Source organism: Actinomycetota bacterium (assembly GCA_023488435.1).
Lineage (GTDB): Bacteria > Actinomycetota > Coriobacteriia > Anaerosomatales > UBA912 > UBA912.
The window spans coordinates 97,031-115,370 of the sequence record JAMDCK010000019.1 but is presented as its reverse complement, the minus strand read 5'-3'; the positions used below and the strand labels follow the sequence as shown (position 1 = coordinate 115,370).

Genomic DNA, 18,340 nt, shown 5'->3' with positions numbered 1-18,340 from the left:
GGCGATAACATCGAGATCCGTGGAGAGCTCATCGCTCCGATCGCGATGGAAGAGGGCCTCAGGTTCGCTATCCGTGAGGGTGGACGCACCGTCGGCTCGGGCCGTGTTACCAAGATATTGAAGTAACGGCTGTCATTCGACACGCCTCGATGATTATGGAGGGAAAAGAGTTGACCAAGCAGAAGATACGGATTCGACTAAAGGGCTACGACCATGAGATCGTCGACCAGTCCACCAAGATGATAGTCGATACCGCTCAAAAGACCGGAGCTAAAGTCTCGGGACCAATCCCGTTGCCGACGGAGCGCAATCTGTACTGCGTAATCCGCTCTCCCCACGTCAACAAGGACAGCCGCGAGCATCTTGAAATGAAGACGCACAAGAGACTCATCGACATCATGGAGCCGACCCCTAAGACCGTCGACTCATTGATGAGACTCGACTTGCCCGCGGGTGTCGATATCGAGATCAAACTGTAGGGCAGCATTGTAAGAAGTTGACCGTTCAGTCCGCTGGCACATGCGCGTATGGGACGCGCCCGAGGCGCCAAGACTGATGAAAGAAGTGGAGTAGTTCGGTGATAGAAACGATTCTTGGAAGGAAGCTGGGGATGACCCAGCTGTGGAGCGAGGATGACAAAATCATCCCGGTCACAGTCATTGAAGCTGGCCCATGTGTGGTCACGCAGGTGAAATCGCTCAAGAGAGATGGCTATTCGGCGGCTCAGATCGCCTTCGGTGACGTCAAGGAGTCCAAGGTCAACAGGCCGACCAAGGGGCACTTCGACAAGGCCGGCGTCACTCCTAAGCGGCATCTGTCGGAAGTTCGCCTGGAGGACGACCATTCGGTCAAGTCCGGTGACGTTCTGACCGTCGAAGGGTTTGAGGTAGGCACCAAAGTTCACATCAACGGCGTGAGTAAGGGTAAGGGCTTCGCCGGTGTTATGAAGCGCCATAACTTCCGAGGCGGTCCTGGTGGTCACGGCTCGCACTTCCACCGCGCCCCAGGGGCGATCGGAATGTGCGCCACCCCGGCCCGCGTACTCAAAGGCACTAAGATGCCGGGCCAGATGGGCAACGAGAAGGTCACGGTCAGGAACCTGGAGATCGTCCGCGTGGACACCGAGCAGAATCTGCTCATGGTCAGAGGTGCTGTTCCCGGTGGCAAAGGTGCTTTATTGACGATTCGCAAGGCGTGACCGGGCAGGTCACGGTACTTGATCGATGTAGTGTGATTCGAGGAGCAACAACAAAATGGCAACGATAGATATCAAAGATACAGCAGGAAAGAAACTCGGTGAGCGTGAAGTCGCAGATAGCGTCTTCGCTATCGAGCCGCATACCTTTGCGATGCACCAGGTCGTAAGGAGCCAACTTGCCGGTCAGCGTGCCGGGACCCACAGCTCCAAAGGCCGCAGTGAGGTATCGGGTGGCGGCGCCAAACCATGGCGTCAGAAGGGCACCGGCCGCGCTCGGCAGGGAACCATCAGGGCTCCCCAGTGGAAGGGCGGCGGAGTGGTCTTCGGCCCGACTCCCCGCGCACATGGATTCAGTGTTCCCAACAAGGTCGTCAAGTTGGCGATGAGAAGCGCGCTGTCTGCGAAAGCGGCGGAGGGCGTGCTGCACATCGTTGATGATCTGGCATTTACCGAACCTTCGACGAAGCGAGCCACTGAAATATTGGCCAAACTCCAGATCGAAGGTCGCGTGACAGTCGTCGTAGCCAATGACGATATCGACGCAATGCTTTCGTTCCGCAACATCCCCAAGGTGCGCGTGATCGCCGTCAGTGATTCCAACACCTATGACCTCGTGAACAACAACCATGTGCTGATGACCAGCGCCGCTGTGACATGGCTAGAGGGGGTGCTTGTGTAATGGCAGATGCACGCTCGGTAGTCATAAGGCCGATAGCTTCTGAGAAGGCATATGAGATGGCCTCAATGAACCGCTATACTTTCGAGGTCGCTAAGACTGCGTCGAAGCCGCAGATCGCGGATGCGGTGTCCGAGATATTCGGAGTCACCGTAATCAACGTGAATACTATGAACGTGTCCGGAAAGCCCAAGCGGTTGAGGAATCGCAAGGGACTCACTCGGAGCTGGAAGAAGGCCGTAGTGACCCTGAAGGAAGGCGATTCGATCGAGTTGTTCTAGGAACCTGCCGGAGCGACATTTGTCGTAGGTGCTCTTCGATAGAGCCACCCGGCACCGTGGTAGACAGAACCCCCTTAGGACAAGGATGTGCGATTCACCCAAAGGCGAAAGGCCGATGGGTTTGGAAGGAGAATCGATGGGAATCAAGAAGTACAAACCGACATCGCCTGGCCGCAGATTCCAGTCGGTCTCGGATTTTGCCGAGATCACTAGGAGCGAGCCTGAGAAGTCGCTACTGGAGCCGTTGCACCGCAAGGGTGGCAGGAACAACTATGGCCGGATTACCACGCGCCATCAGGGCGGCGGACACAAGAGGCGTTATCGCCGCATAGACTTCAAGCGTGATAAGGACAACATCCCAGCCCGCGTTGCATCGATCGAGTACGATCCCAACAGATCCGCTCGTATCGCGCTGCTCCACTATGCTGATGGAGAGAAGCGCTACATCCTTGCGCCGAAGGGATTGAAAGTCGGAGCCGAGATCCTGAGCGGTCCGGATGCCGATATCAAGCCGGGCAACGCACTGCGCCTCAAGGATATTCCCACGGGTACAGTCGTTCATGCTGTAGAGCTACACCCGGGGAAGGGTGCATCGATGGCTCGTTCGGCAGGCACTTCGATCCAACTAATGGGCAAGGAGGGCGACTACGCGATCTTGCGGATGCCCTCGAGTGAGATGCGCAGGGTTCTTTCGATATGCAAGGCCACAGTCGGCGAGGTCGGAAATTCCGATCATGGGAACATTACCATCGGTAAGGCCGGGCGTGCTCGCTGGAAGGGAATCCGTCCTAGCGTCCGTGGTACTGCCATGAACCCGGTCGACCATCCGCACGGTGGAGGCGAAGGTAAGAACAAGACCGCTGGGCGTCATCCGGTCACCCCGTGGGGTGTTCCCACCAAGGGACATCGCACAAGATCCAAGAACAAGGCATCCGACCGTCTCATCATCAGGCGTCGCAAGAAGTAGCGATCAGGCAAGGGAGCTGATAGATAACTATGAGCAGGAGTCTCAAGAAAGGTCCTTTCGTTCAGCCCAGGTTACTGGCACGCATACACGCGATGAACGAGGCGGGCGAGAAGAAGGTTGTAAAGACATGGTCGCGGGCGTCGACTATCTTCCCGGAGATGGTTGGACACACCATTGCGGTGCACGATGGCCGCAAGCACGTCCCGGTTTACGTCACTGAGTCGATGGTCGGCCACAAGCTCGGAGAGTTCTCTCCGACCCGCACTTTCCGCGGACATGCCGCCGACAAGAAAGGCAAGAGGTAGGTAGATGGAAGCGAAAGCAACAGCACGCTATGTGCGGGTAAGTCCTCGCAAGGCTCGCCTTGTGGTGGATCTCATCAGAGGAAAGTCCGTTGCAGAGGCTTCCACGATTCTCAAGTTCACCCCCAGGGCGGCTGCCGAAACTGTTGAGAAGGTACTTAACAGCGCTGTGGCAAACGCAGAGAAGAACCTGAGAATCAAGTCGGACAATCTTTTTGTCGCGACTACCTTCGTCGACGAAGGCCCGACTCTGAAAAGGGTGAGCCCACGGGCACAAGGTCGCGCGTTCCGTATCAACAAGCGCACCAGTCATATCACGATCGTTCTTAAGCAAGGAAGGGAGGCGTAGACCATGGGGCAGAAAGTCTATCCGATAGGGATTCGACTAGGGATCACAGAAGACTGGCGTTCTCGCTGGTATGCAGGTAAGGGCTACAGCGACTTGCTGGCTAAGGATCTCCTGATCCGTAAAGCTGTCCTAAAGCGCCTCCGCAAGGCCGCCGTTTCGCGAGTCGAGATTGAGCGCAAGGGTGATAAGGTTGCAGTCACTCTGTGGACAGCTAGGCCCGGAATCGTCATCGGCAAGAAGGGCGCCGAGGTCGATGTTTTGCGCAAGGAGCTCGAGAAGATTGCCGGCGGTCCAGTGAGCGTGAACATCGTTGAGATCAAGCGCCCGGAGCTGGACGCGACACTGATCGCCCAGGGAGTGGCCGAACAGCTCGAAGGCCGTGTCGCTTTCCGTCGTGCGATGCGCAAGGCGGTTACCTCGGCGATGAAGGGTGGTGCCCTTGGAGTTCGGGTCCAGTGCTCTGGTCGCTTGGGTGGCGCTGAGATGAGTCGCCGTGAATGGTACCGAGAGGGTCGCGTCCCGCTCCACACACTGAGAGCCAAGATCGACTATGGCCTCGCCGAAGCGCACACCACTATGGGTGTCATCGGAGTGAAGGTGTGGGTCTATCGCGGCGAGGTCCTGCCAGGAACGAGTCCGAAGGCTGCCATGGAAGAGCGTGAGGCTCCTTCCCGGCCGCGTCGTGGCGCGAACTGAAGGAGGCTGTAGATGCTAGTCCCTAAAAGGGTAAAACACCGCAAGGTGATGCGCGGTTCGAGAAAAGGTCAGGCAAAAGGCGGCACCGAGGTAAATTTTGGTGACTTCGGGATCAAGGCCCTGGAGGCAGGGTGGATTACGAACCGCCAGATTGAGTCCGCACGTATTGCAATGACTCGTTATATGAAGCGTGGTGGGAAGGTTTGGATCAACATCTTCCCAGACAAGCCGATTACTCAGAAGCCCGCCGAGACCAGGATGGGATCGGGAAAGGGTAACCCTGAGAAATGGGTCGCTGTGGTCAAACCGGGAAGGGTCATGTTCGAGCTATCCGGCGTCTCAGAGGAGATTGCCAGGGAAGCGATTCGACTGGCGCGACACAAGCTTCCAATCAAGACGAAGTTTGTCTCGCGAGTAGATAGTGGCGGTGAAGGATAAGATGAAGGTCGCAGAGATAGCAAAACTGTCGGACTCAGAGGTCTCCGAGAAGATCAAGGAAGCCCGGACCGAGCTGTTCAACCTGAGGTTCCAGCTGGCTACCGGACGTCTTGATAATCCGGCAAGGATCAAGAGCGTCAAGAAGGATATCGCCCGTCTGCATACAGCATTGCGGATGCGAGAGCTCAAGGTGTTGCGCGAAGGCGCAGCGTCGTAAGGATACGGTGGAGGAAAAGTGACTGAGAAGCGCAATAGCCGCAAGGTTCGGCAGGGTGTAGTAGTCTCGGCGTCAGGTGACAAGACCTGTGTTGTGAGCATCGATGACAGGAAGAGTCATCCGCTGTATGGCAAGATGATCACTCGTAGCCGCAAATACCACACTCATGACGAGAACAATGAATGCCAGGTGGGTGACACTGTCTTGATCATGGAGACGAGGCCGCTCTCGAAGCTCAAGAGATGGCGTTTGGTAGAGATCGTAGAGAAGGCCAGGTAACCCCTTGCCAGAGCACTGTCCGGCTCTACTGCTGGCAGTCGCCGAGGCGAACCCTTTACTTCGGAGGAATTTGAGATGATTCAGGCAGAGACCCGGCTGAAAGTAGCCGATAACTCGGGCGCTCGTAAGATCGCCTGCATCAAGGTCCTAGGCGGATCCAAGCGCCGGTACGCTTATGTCGGAGACGTCATAGTGTGCTCGGTCAAGGAGGCATTGCCCCACGGCAACGTGAAGAAGGGCGATGTCGTGCGAGCGGTGATAGTTAGAACCAAGAAAGAGATTAGACGCAAGGATGGCAGCTACATCAAGTTCGATGAGAACGCTGCAGTCATCATCGACCAGCAAGGTAACCCGAGGGGCACTCGTGTCTTCGGCCCTGTCGCAAGAGAGTTGCGCGACAGACGCTATATGAAGATCGCATCACTCGCCCCAGAGGTCATATAGGAGGCGGTAGTCAATGTCGAGTTCGATGTTCGTTCGCAAGGGCGACAAAGTCATAGTTCTAGCAGGGAAGGACAAGGGCAAGGAAAGTCGAGTCCTCAGTGCCGACCCCACCAAGCAGCGCTTGGTCGTAGAGCACGTCAACATGATAAAGAAGCATCGCCGACCCACAAGGACGCAGCAGCAAGGCGGAATCCTTGAGATTGAAGGAACAATCCACGTGAGCAACGTCATGCTCATCTGCCCAGGTTGTTCCAAGCCGACGAGGGTTTCTCGCCGTCGCACCGACGGAAAGAGGATTCGAGTCTGCAAGAAGTGCGGAGCAGATATCGACAAGTAGGGCGAGAAGCCCTAATGGAAGGGTACCGGGTCGGAAATCCGGTGCCGAGAACATCGTATGGAGGTAGCAGTAGATGGAACCGAGGTTCAAGACCAAGTATCGCGACGAGGTGGCGCCGAAGCTCATGCAAGAGCTAGGTTACACCAACGTCCATCAGGTCCCGAGGCTGGAGAAGATCGTCATCAACATGGGCGTAGGAGAGGCTGCTCAGGATGCCAAAGCCCTTGATGCGGCGATGGTCGATCTGACCATCATCTCTGGGCAGAAGCCGATGGTGGCTCGTGCCAGGAAGTCGATAGCCGGATTCAAGATCAGGCAAGGAATGCCCATCGGGGTAAAGGTCACTCTCCGTGGCGCAAGGATGTGGGAGTTTTTCGACAGGCTCATTACGATGGCGATTCCCCGAGTCAGGGACTTCCGTGGCTTGAATCCGAAGTCGTTCGATGGGCGAGGGAACTACTCCATGGGACTGACTGAGCAGTTGGTCTTTCCCGAGATCGATTACGACAAAATCGACAAAATTCGCGGAATGGACATCACTTTCGTGACATCTGCGAAGTCGGATGAAGAAGCAAAGACACTGATGTCCGCATTCGCGTTTCCGTTCAAGAGATGAAGGCGTCTTAGATAAACGGTTTCATTAAGGAGGTTTACTAGTGGCGAAGAAGTCGATGATCGCAAAGGCGGCGCGCAAACCAAAGTTTTCGGTTCGCGGGGTAAATCGCTGCACACGCTGCGGTCGTCCCAGAGGATTCTTTCGGCAGTTCGGTCTTTGCCGGATCTGCTTGAGGGTGCTTGCCAATCGCGGCGAGCTTCCAGGAGTTCGCAAGGCTAGCTGGTAGCAGCACTGCGAGGCATCTTGCACAAAGGCGCGCCCGCTAAGGGTGAGCGTGAACCGGTGCAAGCGACTGTTTTGGACCATAGGAGGTCAATAAATGAGTATGACAGATCCCATAGCCGATATGCTGACTCGAGTCAGGAACGCCAACTCGGCCTACAAGGCATCGACGGCGATGCCCGCTTCGAAGAAGTTGGTGGAGATCGCTCGCGTGATGCATCAAGAGGGATATATCGAAGAGTTCACCGTAGTTCCGGGGAACCCGCAAGACTCCCTGGAGATTACTTTGAAATATGGTCCCAAGAAGCAGAGGACCATCACCGGGATAAAGCGGATTTCGAAGCCCGGACTTCGTGTGTACGCCAAGAAGGACGAGCTCCCACGTGTACTCGGGGGTCTCGGCATCGCTGTGGTATCCACTTCTAGCGGGGTGATGACGGATCGCGAGGCACGCAAAGCTGGCGTCGGTGGCGAAGTCATCGCCTACATCTGGTAACCGGACAGGACTGAAGGAAAGGAGCATCGCCGTGTCTCGTATCGGCAAACAGCCCATCCCGGTCCCATCCGGGGTCGAGGTGAGGATAGAGAACAACAATATGAAGGTGAAAGGCCCCAAGGGTGAGCTGGTCCAGCAGTTCGACGAGGAGATGATCATCCGACTTGAAGACGGAGTCATCACAGTCGAGAGGCCAAGCGATGCAAGAAGGCATCGCGCGCTTCATGGTTTGACCCGCACTCTAGTGCATAACATGGTGGTGGGTGTTTCCGAAGGATTCCACAAGAACCTGGAGATCGTCGGGGTCGGCTACAGGGCTGCGCTGAAGGGTGAGGATCTTGAGATGCAGTTGGGATTCTCGCATCCAGTCAACATCAATGCTGAGCCCAACATCAGTTTTGAGGTCCCAGCGCCCACGAAGATCACCGTTCGAGGCATCGACAAGCAGCGCGTCGGGCAGATCGCTGCCGAGATCCGTGGCTGGCGTCCACCTGAGCCCTACAAGGGTAAGGGAGTCAGGTACGAAGGAGAGCATGTCCGTAGGAAGCTCGGCAAGACAGCCAAGTAGTCTGCTGGAGATGATTAGAAAAGTAACGATATTTCGAGGAGATGTTGTGAGCCATGGATAGGCTGAAATCTAAGAGAGCAGGATTGGCAAGGCGCAAGACCCGGGTTCGTGGAAAGGTGTCAGGGACGGCCGAAAGGCCCCGTCTTTGTGTCACGCGAACCAACGTGCACATCTATGCACAGCTGATCGATGACGTGGCTGGTGTCACCTTGGTAGCAGCTTCGTCACTGGATCCCCAGGTCCGTGGTTTGCTGAAGAGCAGTGGCAACGTCGATGCGGCGAAATCAATCGGCGAAACACTGGGTCGCCGCGCTGTAGAGAAGGGCATCTCGGAGATTGTTTTCGATCGTTCGGGACGTTTGTATCATGGTCGGGTCAAGGCATTGGCCGACGGCGCACGTAGCGCCGGATTGCAGTTTTAGGGAGGCTTGGAATGCCGCGTAGAGATGCTCCGGTTTCGGAGTTGCAGGAGAAAGTTGTCTATATAAACAGGGTATCCAAGGTCGTCAAAGGCGGCCGGAGGTTCGCTCTGACTGCCTTAGTTGTCGTCGGAGATGGCGCCGGAAATGTCGGCGTGGGTATGGGCAAGTCCCAAGAAGTGCCTATCGCCATCAAAAAGGGCATCGAGGACGCCAAGAAGAACATGTTCAAGGTAGCCTTGAGTGGCACCACGATTCCACATTCGGTCGTTGGTGAGTTTGGCGCTGGCGAAGTGCTGCTCAAGCCGGCCAGCCCCGGAACGGGCGTCATAGCCGGAGGACCCGTCAGGGCACTCCTCGAACTTGCAGGAGTCAAGGACGTCCTTTCAAAGTCGCTTGGCACAAACAATGCGCTTAACATGGTCAAGGCCGCAGCCGAAGGGCTGAAATCGCTTTCCAGCGCCGAGGACATTGCTCGCAAGCGGGGCAAGACCGTTGCGCAGCTGTATGGTTTGGAGGATTAGGAATCAATGGCACCCAAACTCAGGATTACCCAAAAGCGCAGTGTTATCGGTTTTGCCAAGGACCAAAAGGCAACCGTCAGGGCGTTGGGACTCAAGCGAATCAACCACTGCGTGGAGCATGATGACACTCCCGTCATCAGAGGCATGGTCTTCAAGGTGAAGCACTTGGTCGAGGTCGAGGAGATCATCTGACCCAAGGAACGTCCAGTCAGTTCGCCGACAGCGAGCAGTCGGCAGGGTCGGATAACACAAGTCCGACTTTAGCGAGAGTCAGGAGAGTAAATGCAGATTCATGATTTGTTCCCGGCACCGGGATCTCGAAAGAAGAAGAAAAGAGTCGGTCGTGGCCACGGGAGTGGACACGGTGGTCGCTCAGGTAAGGGAAACAACGGCCAGCTATCCCGTTCTGGTGGCGGTAAGGGCCCCGGATTCGAGGGTGGACAGAATCCCCTGCACATGAGGCTACCGAAGCTTCCGGGGTTCAAGAATCGATTCCGGTTGGAATACTCCGTGGTCAATGTAGGGCGCCTTGAGGATCACTTCTCCTCTGGGGATGTCGTCGATCCCGCCACCCTGCACGCCGCGGGCGTGGTAAAGTCCAGCAAGACCGCGATCAAGATTCTCGGCGATGGGGAAATCACCAAGCCGCTCATTATTAGGGTCGACAAGGTCTCAGCTTCGGCTGCCGAAAAGATCGTTGCCGCAGGAGGAAAGGTTGAATCCCCGTGATAGCAGCAATCGCCAATGCATTGCGAATACCTGAGCTTCGAGGCAAGATCGTATTCACATTGGCAGTCTTGGGGCTCTACAGAATAGGTGCATACATCCCGGTACCTGGGGTGGATGTAGAAAGAGTCCAGGCGTTGGTTCAGGGCCAGGCAGCACTCGGCTTGCTGAATCTTTTTGCTGGAGGGGCATTATCCACATTTGCCGTCTTCTCGCTGGGGATCATGCCATACATCACGGCATCGATCATCATGCAGCTACTCAAAGGGGTCATCCCTAAGCTCGAGCGCTGGAGCAAAGAGGGCGAGACCGGGCAGCGCAAGATCACTCAGTGGACTCGGTATCTCACGTTGGGGATAGCAGTCCTCAACGCACTTGGCTTGCTCACGGTCTTCCGTCAAGCCCTTGCGGGCCCGGGCGGCGGATTAGGGTGGGTCAACAACGGCGTCATCGTCTTAACCTTGGTAGCCGGCGCCATGCTCATAATGTGGATGGGTGAGCTGATTACTCAAAAGGGAATCGGTAACGGTATGTCCTTGATTATCTTTGCGAGCATCGTTGCGATGTTCCCTGCTGCTGTCTGGCAGGTCGTTCAACTCGGTCATATTCTTGTCTTCGTTGTGACGATAATCATGTTCCTTGTTGTTGTCGCGTTAGTGGTCGTGATGGAGAGAGGACAGAGGCGTATACCTGTCCAGTACGCTAAGCGCGTTGTCGGGCGGAAGGTATATGGCGGTTCAGGCACCTACATCCCGTTCAAAATCAACGGGGCTGGAGTGATTCCGATCATCTTCGCCTCGGCGATACTGTTCTTCCCCGCGCAGCTAGCGCAGATCACAGGCAACGCATTTCTCATCAACGTAGGGAACGCCCTGTCTCAAGGCTGGCTCTATTACGTGATGTTCTCGTTGATGATCATTTTCTTCGCCTACTTCTACTCGGCATTGGTGTTCAATCCAATCGACCTTGCGGATAACCTTCGGAAGAACGGTGGATTCATCCCGAGCGTTCGACCTGGTAAGGCGACCGTAAACTATCTCGAAAGCGTCATGAACCGCATTACTTTGCCAGGAGCTGTTTTCTTGGCCGCGATAGCGATCTTGCCGACCATTTACTTCAGGGCTACTGATATGGCCATCCTCGACCAATTCGGCGGGGCATCCATCCTAATCATGGTATCGGTGGCGCTTGAGACGATGACCCAACTCGAGAGTCAGCTAAAGATGCGTCACTACGACGGGTTCTTCAAGTAAGCGAGAAGCAGAGGAGATACTTGGATGAAGCTAGTGCTACTAGGTGCGCCAGGCGTCGGCAAGGGCACACAGTCTGCAAGGATGGTCAAGGAGTGGGGCCTGAAGCACATCTCCACGGGCGACATCCTAAGGCAAGCTGTTGCTAACAAGACCCCGCTGGGCGTTCAGGCGAAGGCATACATGGACGCTGGTGATCTCGTACCCGACTTTATCGTCATAGGGCTTGTGAAGTCCGGCATCGCCGAAGTAGCTGGATCGGGCTTCATCCTTGATGGCTTCCCGAGGAACATCAGTCAGGCTGAGGTCCTTGACAAGGAGCTGGCGGACATCGGCATCACTCTGGACCGTGCGATCAGCATCGATGTCGATCAGGAGATCGTCGTGAAGAGATTGACCTCACGTCGTGCTTGCGAGGCATGCGGTCGAATCACCAGCATGAACGAAGGTGACAAGTGCTCCGCTTGTGGGGGGCGACTAGTCCAGCGAGAGGACGATAACGAGCAGACAGTTCGGAATCGCCTAGAAGTATACAATCGCTCGACTGCGCCCCTGATCGGCTACTTCAGGGACAAAGGAATTCTCACTGAAATCGATGGATCCAAGAGCCCGGACGACGTGTGGGTCGATATCCGCACCAGCTTGGGAAGATGATTCCTCGAAGTGATAATTCGCAAGTCGCCTGACGAGATTGAAATTATGCGCGAGGCCGGCAGAATCACTGCAGCGGCGCTCAGGTGTGTGGCGGAGAACATTCGCCCAGGTGTCACTACCCTGAAACTTGATGCAATCGCAGAGGACGTCATTCGATCTCTGGGGGCAACCCCAGCGTTCAAGGGCTACCACGGCTTCCCGGCATCAATATGCGCTTCAATCAACAACGAGGTCGTGCATGGCATCCCTTCGGAGCGCAGGTTGAAGGAAGGCGACATACTGTCCGTCGATGTAGGCGCTGTTTTGGATGGATATCATGGTGACTGTGCGATCACCTTTGCAGTTGGCGAAGTTGATCACAGAGCTAGTCACTTAATGACTGTCACCAAGCGAGCACTTGAGGCAGGCATAGCCAAGGCGGTCGTGGGGGCCAAGCTTTCCGATGTGTCGGCAGAGATACAGAAGGTGGCCGAAGCCGAGGGGTTTGGTGTGGTTCGTGAGTATGTAGGACATGGTATCGGGAGATCCATGCATGAAGAACCGCAGATTCCTAATTTCGGCCCGCCTGGTCAGGGGCCGACCCTGAAGGCAGGCATGGTCCTGGCAATCGAGCCGATGATTAACGCTGGAGGCCACGAGGTCAGATCCCTGCCAGATGGGTGGACTGTGGTAACGGCGGATGACTCGTTGTCTGCGCACTATGAACACACGGTGGCCATTCACGAGACTGGCCCTCAAGTTTTGACGGAATACCGAGGTTAGATTTTCTGTGGACGGCGCCCTTGAGAATCAGTATACTGACCATTTGCGACCAAAAGCCTTAGTAAGGAGACCCTAGCTGGTGGCGACGCGTGAAGAGTCGATAGAGATGGAAGGCACTGTTGTCGAGCCTTTGCCCAATGCTATGTTTCGGGTGGAGCTTGAAAACGGCCACAAGGTATTGGCGCACATATCGGGCAAGATGAGGATGCACTATATCCGAATACTGCCTGGAGATCGAGTTGTTGTTGAGCTTTCGCCCTACGATCTGACTCGAGGGCGAATCACGTACAGATACAAGTAGTATGCTGCTGGAACTCACACTTATGGTGTGATGCGGGCCGAGCCCGTGCTGGATTACTGGAAATCAGACACCTGCGGCTGGGTGAAGAGATAGATATGCACCATCGAAAGGAAGAGCAATGAAGGTAAGACCTTCCGTCAAACAGATATGTGACAAATGCAAGGTGATCCGTCGCCATGGGCGCGTACTGGTCATCTGCGAAAATCCACGCCACAAGCAACGGCAAGGTTAGAGGAGGTAGGACGAGTGGCCCGAATCGCAGGTGTTGACCTGCCAAGAGACAAGCGTGTCGAGGTGGGTCTGACCTATATTTATGGTGTTGGCTTGACTACAAGCCAACAGATTATTCGCGAATCCGGTGTCTCAGCTGACACAAGGGTGCGAGATCTGACAGAGGAAGAAGTCATCCGGCTTCGCGAAATCATAGACAAGAACCTCCGCGTAGAAGGAGATCTTCGTCGTGAGGTCAGCCAGAACATCAAGCGGCTGATGGAGATCGGGTGCTATCGTGGGTTGAGACATCGTCGTGGGCTCCCAGTTCGTGGGCAGCGCACGCATACGAACGCACGAACCCGCAAAGGTCCAAGGCGTCAAATCGGCGCCAAGAAGAAGGGCAAGTAAGGAATGGCAGCCAAGAAAAAGAATGTTACCACTCGTGTACGTAGATCCGAGCGCAAGAATGTTGCGGTCGGCCACGCTCACATCAAGAGTACGTTCAACAATACTGTAATAACGATTACCGATCCCCAGGGCAATGTCATCGCATGGCAGTCGGCTGGGACAGTCGGGTTCAAGGGATCACGCAAGTCCACGCCCTTCGCAGCTCAGATGGCCGCAGAAGCTTGCGCCAAAGCCGCAATGGAACATGGAATGCGAAAGGTCTCGGTTTTCGTCAAGGGCCCTGGCTCTGGTAGAGAAACAGCAGTTCGCTCACTGCAGGCTGCTGGACTTGAGATCGCCACGATACAGGATTGTACGCCTGTTCCCCACAATGGTTGCCGACCGCGCAAGCGTCGTCGGGTCTAGATAACGGAGGGCTTCGATTATGGCAAGGTATACCGGGGCGGACTGCAGACTCTGCCGCCGCGAAGGTGTGAAATTGTTTCTGAAGGGCGACCGCTGCTATATGGACAAGTGTGCAGTGGAGAAGCGTCCTTACCCGCCAGGTATGGCCGGGAAGCGCAGGCCGCGCGACTCGGAGTACAGGGTACAGTTGCGCGAGAAGCAGAAGACCAAGAGAATCTATGGCCTTCTGGAGAAGCAGTTCCGCGGCTACTATGATCTGGCGAATCGCCAGGCAGGTGTTACGGGACAGAATCTTCTCCGTCTGCTCGAAAGCAGACTGGATAATGTGGTCTATCGTCTGGGCTTTGCGAAGTCTCGCGATGAGGCCAGGCAAGTCGTCAGGCACGGACACATCACCGTGAACGGCAGGCGAGTAGACATTCCGTCCTATCGAGTGCGCAAGGGCGATACGATCGCTGTCGCCGAGAAATCGCGCGACTTGTTGCTTATCAAGACGGCCCTGATCTCCTCGGAGAAGATTGAGGTTCCGGGATGGCTTGAGGTGGACATCGAGAGATTGGCCGGCAAGGTCCTCTCTCTCCCAGAGCGTGATCAGATCGATGCTCCTGTTCGCGAGCAGTTGATTGTGGAACTGTACTCTAAGTAGGTCGCCTGGATCGGCCGAGGAGGGTTGTAGGAAAAGTGACAGAATTTATGAGACCGCACGTCAAGGTCGAGAAGATCGACACCCGCATCGCGCAGTACACCTTGGAGCCCCTCGAGCGGGGATTCGGCTATACGCTGGGTAACTGCATGCGCCGCGCTCTGCTGTCGTCCCTGCAGGGAGCTGCTGCCAGCTCCATCAGGATTGAGGGCGTTCACCATGAGTTTTCGTCGATCGAGGGCGTGAGAGAAGATGTCACGGATATCGTTCTCAACGTAAAACAGCTTGTCTTCCGTGAGACTGGCATCGGCGAAGGTGATGCAGTCGCTACTCTGGTGGCAACTGGGCCCGGACCGGTGACGGGGCATGATCTGAATGTTCCTGCGGACTTCGAGCTTGTCAATCCTGATATGGTCATCGCAAACCTTGACGAGAAGGCTAAGCTAGAGATGAGCATTAGGATTAGGGTCGGCAGGGGCTATGTCTCCGCCGAACGAAACAAGCCCTCAGAGGAGGCGCTCGGAGTCATCACCATCGACTCGCTGTTCTCTCCAGTGCGCAGGTGTACTTACCTCGTAGGAAACACACGAGTCGGTCAGCGTACAGACTATGACAAGCTTGTCCTCGAAGTTGAAACCAATGGGGCCATCACCCCCGATGACGCTGTTGCAAGGGCTGGCCACATCATCAACGAGCACATGCTGGTCTTCACCGATCAGGCGGCGACTCCCTTGCCCGAGGAGGGCATTTTCAGAGCGGTCGAGGATGACGTTGACAGTGAGCTGGACAAGCCAATCGAGGATCTTGATCTTTCGGTTCGCTCGTACAACTGCCTCAAGCGTCAGGGAGTCAACACGATCGGTCAGCTCACTGAGTGTAGTGAGAACGATCTTCTGAACATCCGTAATTTTGGAGCTAAGTCCATAGAAGAGGTCAAAGACAAGCTGCAGCAAGCGGGCCTCGGACTAAAGGCGTAGGAGAACAATAAGACCATGAGACACCAGAAAAAGGGCCGAAAGCTAGGCACCGATGCAAGCCATACGGATGCCATGCTCAAGAATCTTGCGACAGCCCTCCTCACAAACGAGCGCATTAAGACCACCGAGACGCGCGCCAAGGAGGTGCGACCTCTTGTCGAGAAGATCATAACTTGGGGCAAGAGAGGCGACATCCACTCACGCAGGCTCGCAATGGCACAGCTGGGCGATAAAGAGCTCGTCCACAAAGTTTTCGCAGACGTTGCACCTCGTTTCGAGAGCCGAGAGGGCGGCTACACCCGCATATTGAAGCTCGGCCCCAGAAAAGGTGACGCAGCTCCAATGGTTATGATGGAGCTCGTCGACTGAGAGGCCGGCGATGGGCAGTAGGCTAGTTGCCCGCTATCGATTCACTGAAGGGCCTCGCATAGATTGCGGGGCCCTTTTGGTGGAGGACGATATTTGGTCTCAAGACCCGAAGTCTCGGTTGTTGTGGAGGCACTGGTGATACGTGTAGAAGAAGTCGATTTCCGATACCAAGCTGCGAGTCACGATGTGATTAGCGGACTCAATATCGACCTCCACCGGGGTGAGGTATTAGCGGTTCTCGGTGCCAATGGTTCGGGCAAGTCAACCCTTGCTCTCTTGCTGAATGGACTCCTGCATCCCACATCGGGTCAAATCGAAGTCGACGGGATACTCACCACTGAAGCCGGAAACGCGTCACATATTCGTAGTCTAGTTGGGATCGTTCTTCAAAGTCCAGATGACCAGATCGTTGCTACGGTGGTGGAGGAAGATGTCGCTTTCGGACCTGAGAATCTCGGCATTGATCCGGGAGAGATACGAGCTAGGGTCGACGCAGCCCTTGAAGCTGTTGGGTTGACCGGACTGGAGCGACGCGAGCCGCATCTTTTGTCAGGGGGCCAGAAGCAAAGACTCGCGATTGCCGGAATTCTGGCACTGCAGCCCGCTTTCCTGGTCCTGGACGAACCGACATCTATGCTAGATCCATCTGGGCGCCGAGACGTTCTCGGCATCATCGAGAAGCTACGCACGCTGAATCATGGTATCGTGCACATCACCCACCATGTCGAGGATATCGCTACCTCTGATAGGGTGCTCGTCTTAGATAAGGGAGCAGCGGTTTTCTGCGGCACTCCGGAGGAGTTCCTGCAACAAGAGCGATTCCTTGAGTCGTGGGGGGTAGCCGTTCCGCCCATAGGGGTCCTCGCCGGGAGACTCAGAGACCTCGGCGTGCCAGTTCCCGCCACCGCAATGACTGCCGAGAGGATCGTCGGCGCGCTATGATGTTGCAGCTCAAAGACGTCGCCTTTACATATTCGCGTGGAACCAGCTTCGAGTACGAAGCTCTGAGTGGCGTTTCAATCAACCTCGCCCTGGGCGACATCACCCTGGTCGTAGGGCCTACCGGCTCGGGAAAGTCGACATTACTTCGCGTCATCGCGGGACTTCTTAGGCCGATTGACGGATCGATTGAGGTGGATGGAGCACCCGTGGACGCCCCGCTCCTGGAAAAAGATGCCGGGCTTGGCCTAGTCTTCCAGAACCCCGAGTCCCAACTATTCGCCGAAACAGTTATCCAAGATGTCGCATTCGGACCCATGAACATGGGTCACTCTCGCGCGGAGGCGCACCTGCTGGCGCGTAGCGCTCTCGAGTCGGTGGGGTTGCCGCCCGATCACTTCGGACCTAGATCACCTTTTACCATGTCAGGTGGGGAAGCCAGGCGTGTAGCTCTCGCAGGAATCCTGGCGATGAAGCCGCGATTCCTGTTGCTCGATGAGCCGACCGCGGCCCTGGATGCTAGCGGACGGACAAGAGTGAGACAGATCCTCCGGGAGGTCTCTAACGAATGCGGCCTATTGGTCGCCACTCATGATGTAGAGGAGTTCCTCGGAATAGCCTCGCAGGTACTGATCCTGAATCAGGGTAGGGTCGTATTCTACGGCTCCCCCGAGGTGCTCATCTCGGATCCGGAGCCATTTTTCGAGGCTGGGACTCAGCCACCGGAGATCTTGCGGACCCAGTTGTTGGCCAAGGCTAACGGCATCGATGTTGGCGAATTCTCATTGGATCCCGACGCCGCTGCTGTTCGGCTTCTAGCGGCTCGAAATGCAAGGCGAGGTGGAACGACAGCATGAGGGCTCCAGTTCCATTCGGTCAGTATGTTCCCATCGATTCCCCGATACATGTGCTGGATCCCAGAACCAAGATGGGGCTGATGGCCGGGATGGGCATCACGCTCTTCACAATCGAAGGATTCACGGGCCTAGGCGTCATTGCGAGCATGCTGTTGGTCGTCATCGCGCTGTCAAGGGTTCCGCTCCACCTTGTGACCCGTGGCCTCAAAGCTGTGACGTTGTTGCTCTCCTTCACGCTGCTTGCCCACGCGCTTCGATGGGAGCCCGCCACGGTCGCCCTGCTCAGACTCGGCCCCCTAGCCATCGACCAGGGGGGGCTGTTGCAGGGGCTCTTCTTTTCGGCGAGGATAGTGATCCTTGTCCTGGGAAGTACGTTGCTCACACTGACCAGCTCACCTGTTGAGATCACCGACGGACTCACCAGGATCATGCGTCCACTCGAACGCCTGAGGATCCCTGTGGGCGACATCGCGATGATGCTCACAATCGCGCTTCGCTTCATCCCGACAATGGCCGAGGAGGCCGAGAAGATCATGGTCGCCCAGATCGCCAGGGGCGCTAGGTTCGATCAACGATGGCCGATATCTCGGGCCAGGGCATACATCCCGATTCTGATCCCGCTCTTCGTCAATCTGTTCAAGCGGGCCGAGGCATTAGCGATAGCCATGGAGGCCAGGTGCTACGTGGGAGGCTATGGCCGAACCAGATTACATCAGAGTAGTATGACCAAGATCGACATCTCGGTGTTGCTGGGGGCATGCCTCGCATTCGCCGTCATCGCCGTGACGTTATGATGATGAGGGAGAA

35 protein-coding genes are annotated in these 18,340 nt (G+C 56.0%); all 35 read left to right on the top strand.

Annotated features, from left to right (window positions below):
- Nucleotides 1–126 (top strand): elongation factor Tu (tuf, locus tag M1617_02650; protein MCL5887190.1); only part of this gene is annotated, 126 nt, incomplete at its 5' end.
- A gap of 44 nt (nt 127–170) precedes the next feature.
- Nucleotides 171–479 (top strand): 30S ribosomal protein S10, encoded by a 309-nt coding sequence (rpsJ, locus tag M1617_02645; protein ID MCL5887189.1) that lies wholly within the window; start codon nt 171–173, stop codon nt 477–479.
- Between the two features lie 98 nt (nt 480–577).
- On the top strand, nt 578–1,198 hold the full coding sequence (gene rplC, locus M1617_02640; protein MCL5887188.1) for a 50S ribosomal protein L3: 621 nt from the start codon (nt 578–580) through the stop codon (nt 1,196–1,198).
- 55 nt (nt 1,199–1,253) lie between these two features.
- On the top strand, nt 1,254–1,877 hold the full coding sequence (rplD, locus tag M1617_02635; GenBank protein ID MCL5887187.1) for a 50S ribosomal protein L4: 624 nt from the start codon (nt 1,254–1,256) through the stop codon (nt 1,875–1,877).
- The gene (gene rplW, locus M1617_02630; protein MCL5887186.1) at nt 1,877–2,155 is read left to right on the top strand and encodes a 50S ribosomal protein L23; all 279 of its coding nucleotides are present in this window, start codon (nt 1,877–1,879) and stop codon (nt 2,153–2,155) included. Before rplD ends, rplW begins: the two co-directional genes overlap by 1 nt.
- 136 nt (nt 2,156–2,291) lie before the next feature.
- Entirely contained in the window at nt 2,292–3,122 is an 831-nt protein-coding gene (gene rplB, locus M1617_02625; GenBank protein ID MCL5887185.1) for a 50S ribosomal protein L2, read from the top strand.
- A gap of 29 nt (nt 3,123–3,151) precedes the next feature.
- Nucleotides 3,152–3,427, top strand: coding sequence for a 30S ribosomal protein S19 (gene rpsS, locus M1617_02620; GenBank protein MCL5887184.1), 276 nt, complete (start codon nt 3,152–3,154; stop codon nt 3,425–3,427).
- A 4-nt stretch (nt 3,428–3,431) separates the two neighbouring features.
- On the top strand, nt 3,432–3,773 hold the full coding sequence (gene rplV / locus M1617_02615) for a 50S ribosomal protein L22 (GenBank protein ID MCL5887183.1): 342 nt from the start codon (nt 3,432–3,434) through the stop codon (nt 3,771–3,773).
- 3 nt (nt 3,774–3,776) lie between these two features.
- Complete coding sequence (rpsC, locus tag M1617_02610) at nt 3,777–4,469, top strand: 30S ribosomal protein S3 (protein MCL5887182.1); 693 nt, start codon at nt 3,777–3,779, stop codon at nt 4,467–4,469.
- A gap of 12 nt (nt 4,470–4,481) precedes the next feature.
- Nucleotides 4,482–4,907 (top strand): 50S ribosomal protein L16, encoded by a 426-nt coding sequence (gene rplP / locus M1617_02605; protein MCL5887181.1) that lies wholly within the window; start codon nt 4,482–4,484, stop codon nt 4,905–4,907.
- Between the two features lies 1 nt (nt 4,908).
- Entirely contained in the window at nt 4,909–5,124 is a 216-nt protein-coding gene (gene rpmC, locus M1617_02600; protein MCL5887180.1) for a 50S ribosomal protein L29, read from the top strand.
- Between the two features lie 18 nt (nt 5,125–5,142).
- Entirely contained in the window at nt 5,143–5,403 is a 261-nt protein-coding gene (rpsQ, locus tag M1617_02595; protein MCL5887179.1) for a 30S ribosomal protein S17, read from the top strand.
- 75 nt (nt 5,404–5,478) lie between these two features.
- Entirely contained in the window at nt 5,479–5,847 is a 369-nt protein-coding gene (gene rplN / locus M1617_02590) for a 50S ribosomal protein L14 (protein MCL5887178.1), read from the top strand.
- 13 nt (nt 5,848–5,860) lie between these two features.
- The gene (gene rplX / locus M1617_02585) at nt 5,861–6,184 is read left to right on the top strand and encodes a 50S ribosomal protein L24 (GenBank protein ID MCL5887177.1); all 324 of its coding nucleotides are present in this window, start codon (nt 5,861–5,863) and stop codon (nt 6,182–6,184) included.
- Nucleotides 6,185–6,257: 73 nt separating this feature from the next.
- On the top strand, nt 6,258–6,800 hold the full coding sequence (gene rplE, locus M1617_02580) for a 50S ribosomal protein L5 (protein ID MCL5887176.1): 543 nt from the start codon (nt 6,258–6,260) through the stop codon (nt 6,798–6,800).
- Nucleotides 6,801–6,840: 40 nt separating this feature from the next.
- On the top strand, nt 6,841–7,026 hold the full coding sequence (locus tag M1617_02575) for a type Z 30S ribosomal protein S14 (protein MCL5887175.1): 186 nt from the start codon (nt 6,841–6,843) through the stop codon (nt 7,024–7,026).
- Nucleotides 7,027–7,119: 93 nt separating this feature from the next.
- Nucleotides 7,120–7,518, top strand: a complete 399-nt coding sequence (rpsH, locus tag M1617_02570; GenBank protein MCL5887174.1) for a 30S ribosomal protein S8 — start codon at nt 7,120–7,122, stop codon at nt 7,516–7,518.
- A 31-nt stretch (nt 7,519–7,549) separates the two neighbouring features.
- Complete coding sequence (rplF, locus tag M1617_02565; GenBank protein ID MCL5887173.1) at nt 7,550–8,086, top strand: 50S ribosomal protein L6; 537 nt, start codon at nt 7,550–7,552, stop codon at nt 8,084–8,086.
- 53 nt (nt 8,087–8,139) lie between these two features.
- A complete protein-coding gene (gene rplR / locus M1617_02560) occupies nt 8,140–8,508 on the top strand; it encodes a 50S ribosomal protein L18 (protein MCL5887172.1) in 369 nt (122 codons plus the stop codon).
- A gap of 11 nt (nt 8,509–8,519) precedes the next feature.
- Complete coding sequence (gene rpsE, locus M1617_02555) at nt 8,520–9,029, top strand: 30S ribosomal protein S5 (protein MCL5887171.1); 510 nt, start codon at nt 8,520–8,522, stop codon at nt 9,027–9,029.
- Between the two features lie 6 nt (nt 9,030–9,035).
- Entirely contained in the window at nt 9,036–9,221 is a 186-nt protein-coding gene (gene rpmD, locus M1617_02550; protein MCL5887170.1) for a 50S ribosomal protein L30, read from the top strand.
- A gap of 90 nt (nt 9,222–9,311) precedes the next feature.
- A complete protein-coding gene (rplO, locus tag M1617_02545; GenBank protein ID MCL5887169.1) occupies nt 9,312–9,758 on the top strand; it encodes a 50S ribosomal protein L15 in 447 nt (148 codons plus the stop codon).
- On the top strand, nt 9,755–11,008 hold the full coding sequence (gene secY / locus M1617_02540) for a preprotein translocase subunit SecY (protein MCL5887168.1): 1,254 nt from the start codon (nt 9,755–9,757) through the stop codon (nt 11,006–11,008). Before rplO ends, secY begins: the two co-directional genes overlap by 4 nt.
- Before the next feature lie 24 nt (nt 11,009–11,032).
- Nucleotides 11,033–11,659 carry an adenylate kinase gene (locus M1617_02535; GenBank protein MCL5887167.1) on the top strand — a complete coding sequence of 209 codons (627 nt, stop codon included), beginning with the start codon at nt 11,033–11,035 and terminating at the stop codon, nt 11,657–11,659.
- Nucleotides 11,660–11,668: 9 nt separating this feature from the next.
- The gene (gene map, locus M1617_02530; protein ID MCL5887166.1) at nt 11,669–12,421 is read left to right on the top strand and encodes a type I methionyl aminopeptidase; all 753 of its coding nucleotides are present in this window, start codon (nt 11,669–11,671) and stop codon (nt 12,419–12,421) included.
- A gap of 79 nt (nt 12,422–12,500) precedes the next feature.
- On the top strand, nt 12,501–12,722 hold the full coding sequence (gene infA / locus M1617_02525; protein MCL5887165.1) for a translation initiation factor IF-1: 222 nt from the start codon (nt 12,501–12,503) through the stop codon (nt 12,720–12,722).
- Nucleotides 12,723–12,840: 118 nt separating this feature from the next.
- Nucleotides 12,841–12,954 carry a 50S ribosomal protein L36 gene (gene rpmJ / locus M1617_02520; GenBank protein MCL5887164.1) on the top strand — a complete coding sequence of 38 codons (114 nt, stop codon included), beginning with the start codon at nt 12,841–12,843 and terminating at the stop codon, nt 12,952–12,954.
- Nucleotides 12,955–12,968: 14 nt separating this feature from the next.
- On the top strand, nt 12,969–13,343 hold the full coding sequence (rpsM, locus tag M1617_02515) for a 30S ribosomal protein S13 (protein ID MCL5887163.1): 375 nt from the start codon (nt 12,969–12,971) through the stop codon (nt 13,341–13,343).
- Nucleotides 13,344–13,346: 3 nt separating this feature from the next.
- Nucleotides 13,347–13,748 carry a 30S ribosomal protein S11 gene (rpsK, locus tag M1617_02510; GenBank protein ID MCL5887162.1) on the top strand — a complete coding sequence of 134 codons (402 nt, stop codon included), beginning with the start codon at nt 13,347–13,349 and terminating at the stop codon, nt 13,746–13,748.
- A 19-nt stretch (nt 13,749–13,767) separates the two neighbouring features.
- A complete protein-coding gene (gene rpsD, locus M1617_02505) occupies nt 13,768–14,394 on the top strand; it encodes a 30S ribosomal protein S4 (GenBank protein ID MCL5887161.1) in 627 nt (208 codons plus the stop codon).
- A 35-nt stretch (nt 14,395–14,429) separates the two neighbouring features.
- Nucleotides 14,430–15,368 carry a DNA-directed RNA polymerase subunit alpha gene (locus M1617_02500; GenBank protein ID MCL5887160.1) on the top strand — a complete coding sequence of 313 codons (939 nt, stop codon included), beginning with the start codon at nt 14,430–14,432 and terminating at the stop codon, nt 15,366–15,368.
- Between the two features lie 15 nt (nt 15,369–15,383).
- Nucleotides 15,384–15,737: a 50S ribosomal protein L17 gene (gene rplQ, locus M1617_02495; protein MCL5887159.1), complete on the top strand. Its 354-nt coding sequence runs from the start codon at nt 15,384–15,386 to the stop codon at nt 15,735–15,737.
- Nucleotides 15,738–15,830: 93 nt separating this feature from the next.
- Nucleotides 15,831–16,679: an energy-coupling factor transporter ATPase gene (locus M1617_02490; protein MCL5887158.1), complete on the top strand. Its 849-nt coding sequence runs from the start codon at nt 15,831–15,833 to the stop codon at nt 16,677–16,679.
- Nucleotides 16,676–17,533, top strand: coding sequence for an ATP-binding cassette domain-containing protein (locus M1617_02485; protein ID MCL5887157.1), 858 nt, complete (start codon nt 16,676–16,678; stop codon nt 17,531–17,533). Before M1617_02490 ends, M1617_02485 begins: the two co-directional genes overlap by 4 nt.
- On the top strand, nt 17,530–18,327 hold the full coding sequence (locus M1617_02480; GenBank protein ID MCL5887156.1) for an energy-coupling factor transporter transmembrane protein EcfT: 798 nt from the start codon (nt 17,530–17,532) through the stop codon (nt 18,325–18,327). The genes M1617_02485 and M1617_02480 overlap by 4 nt, the downstream gene beginning before the upstream one ends.
- Nucleotides 18,328–18,340 lie beyond the last annotated feature (13 nt).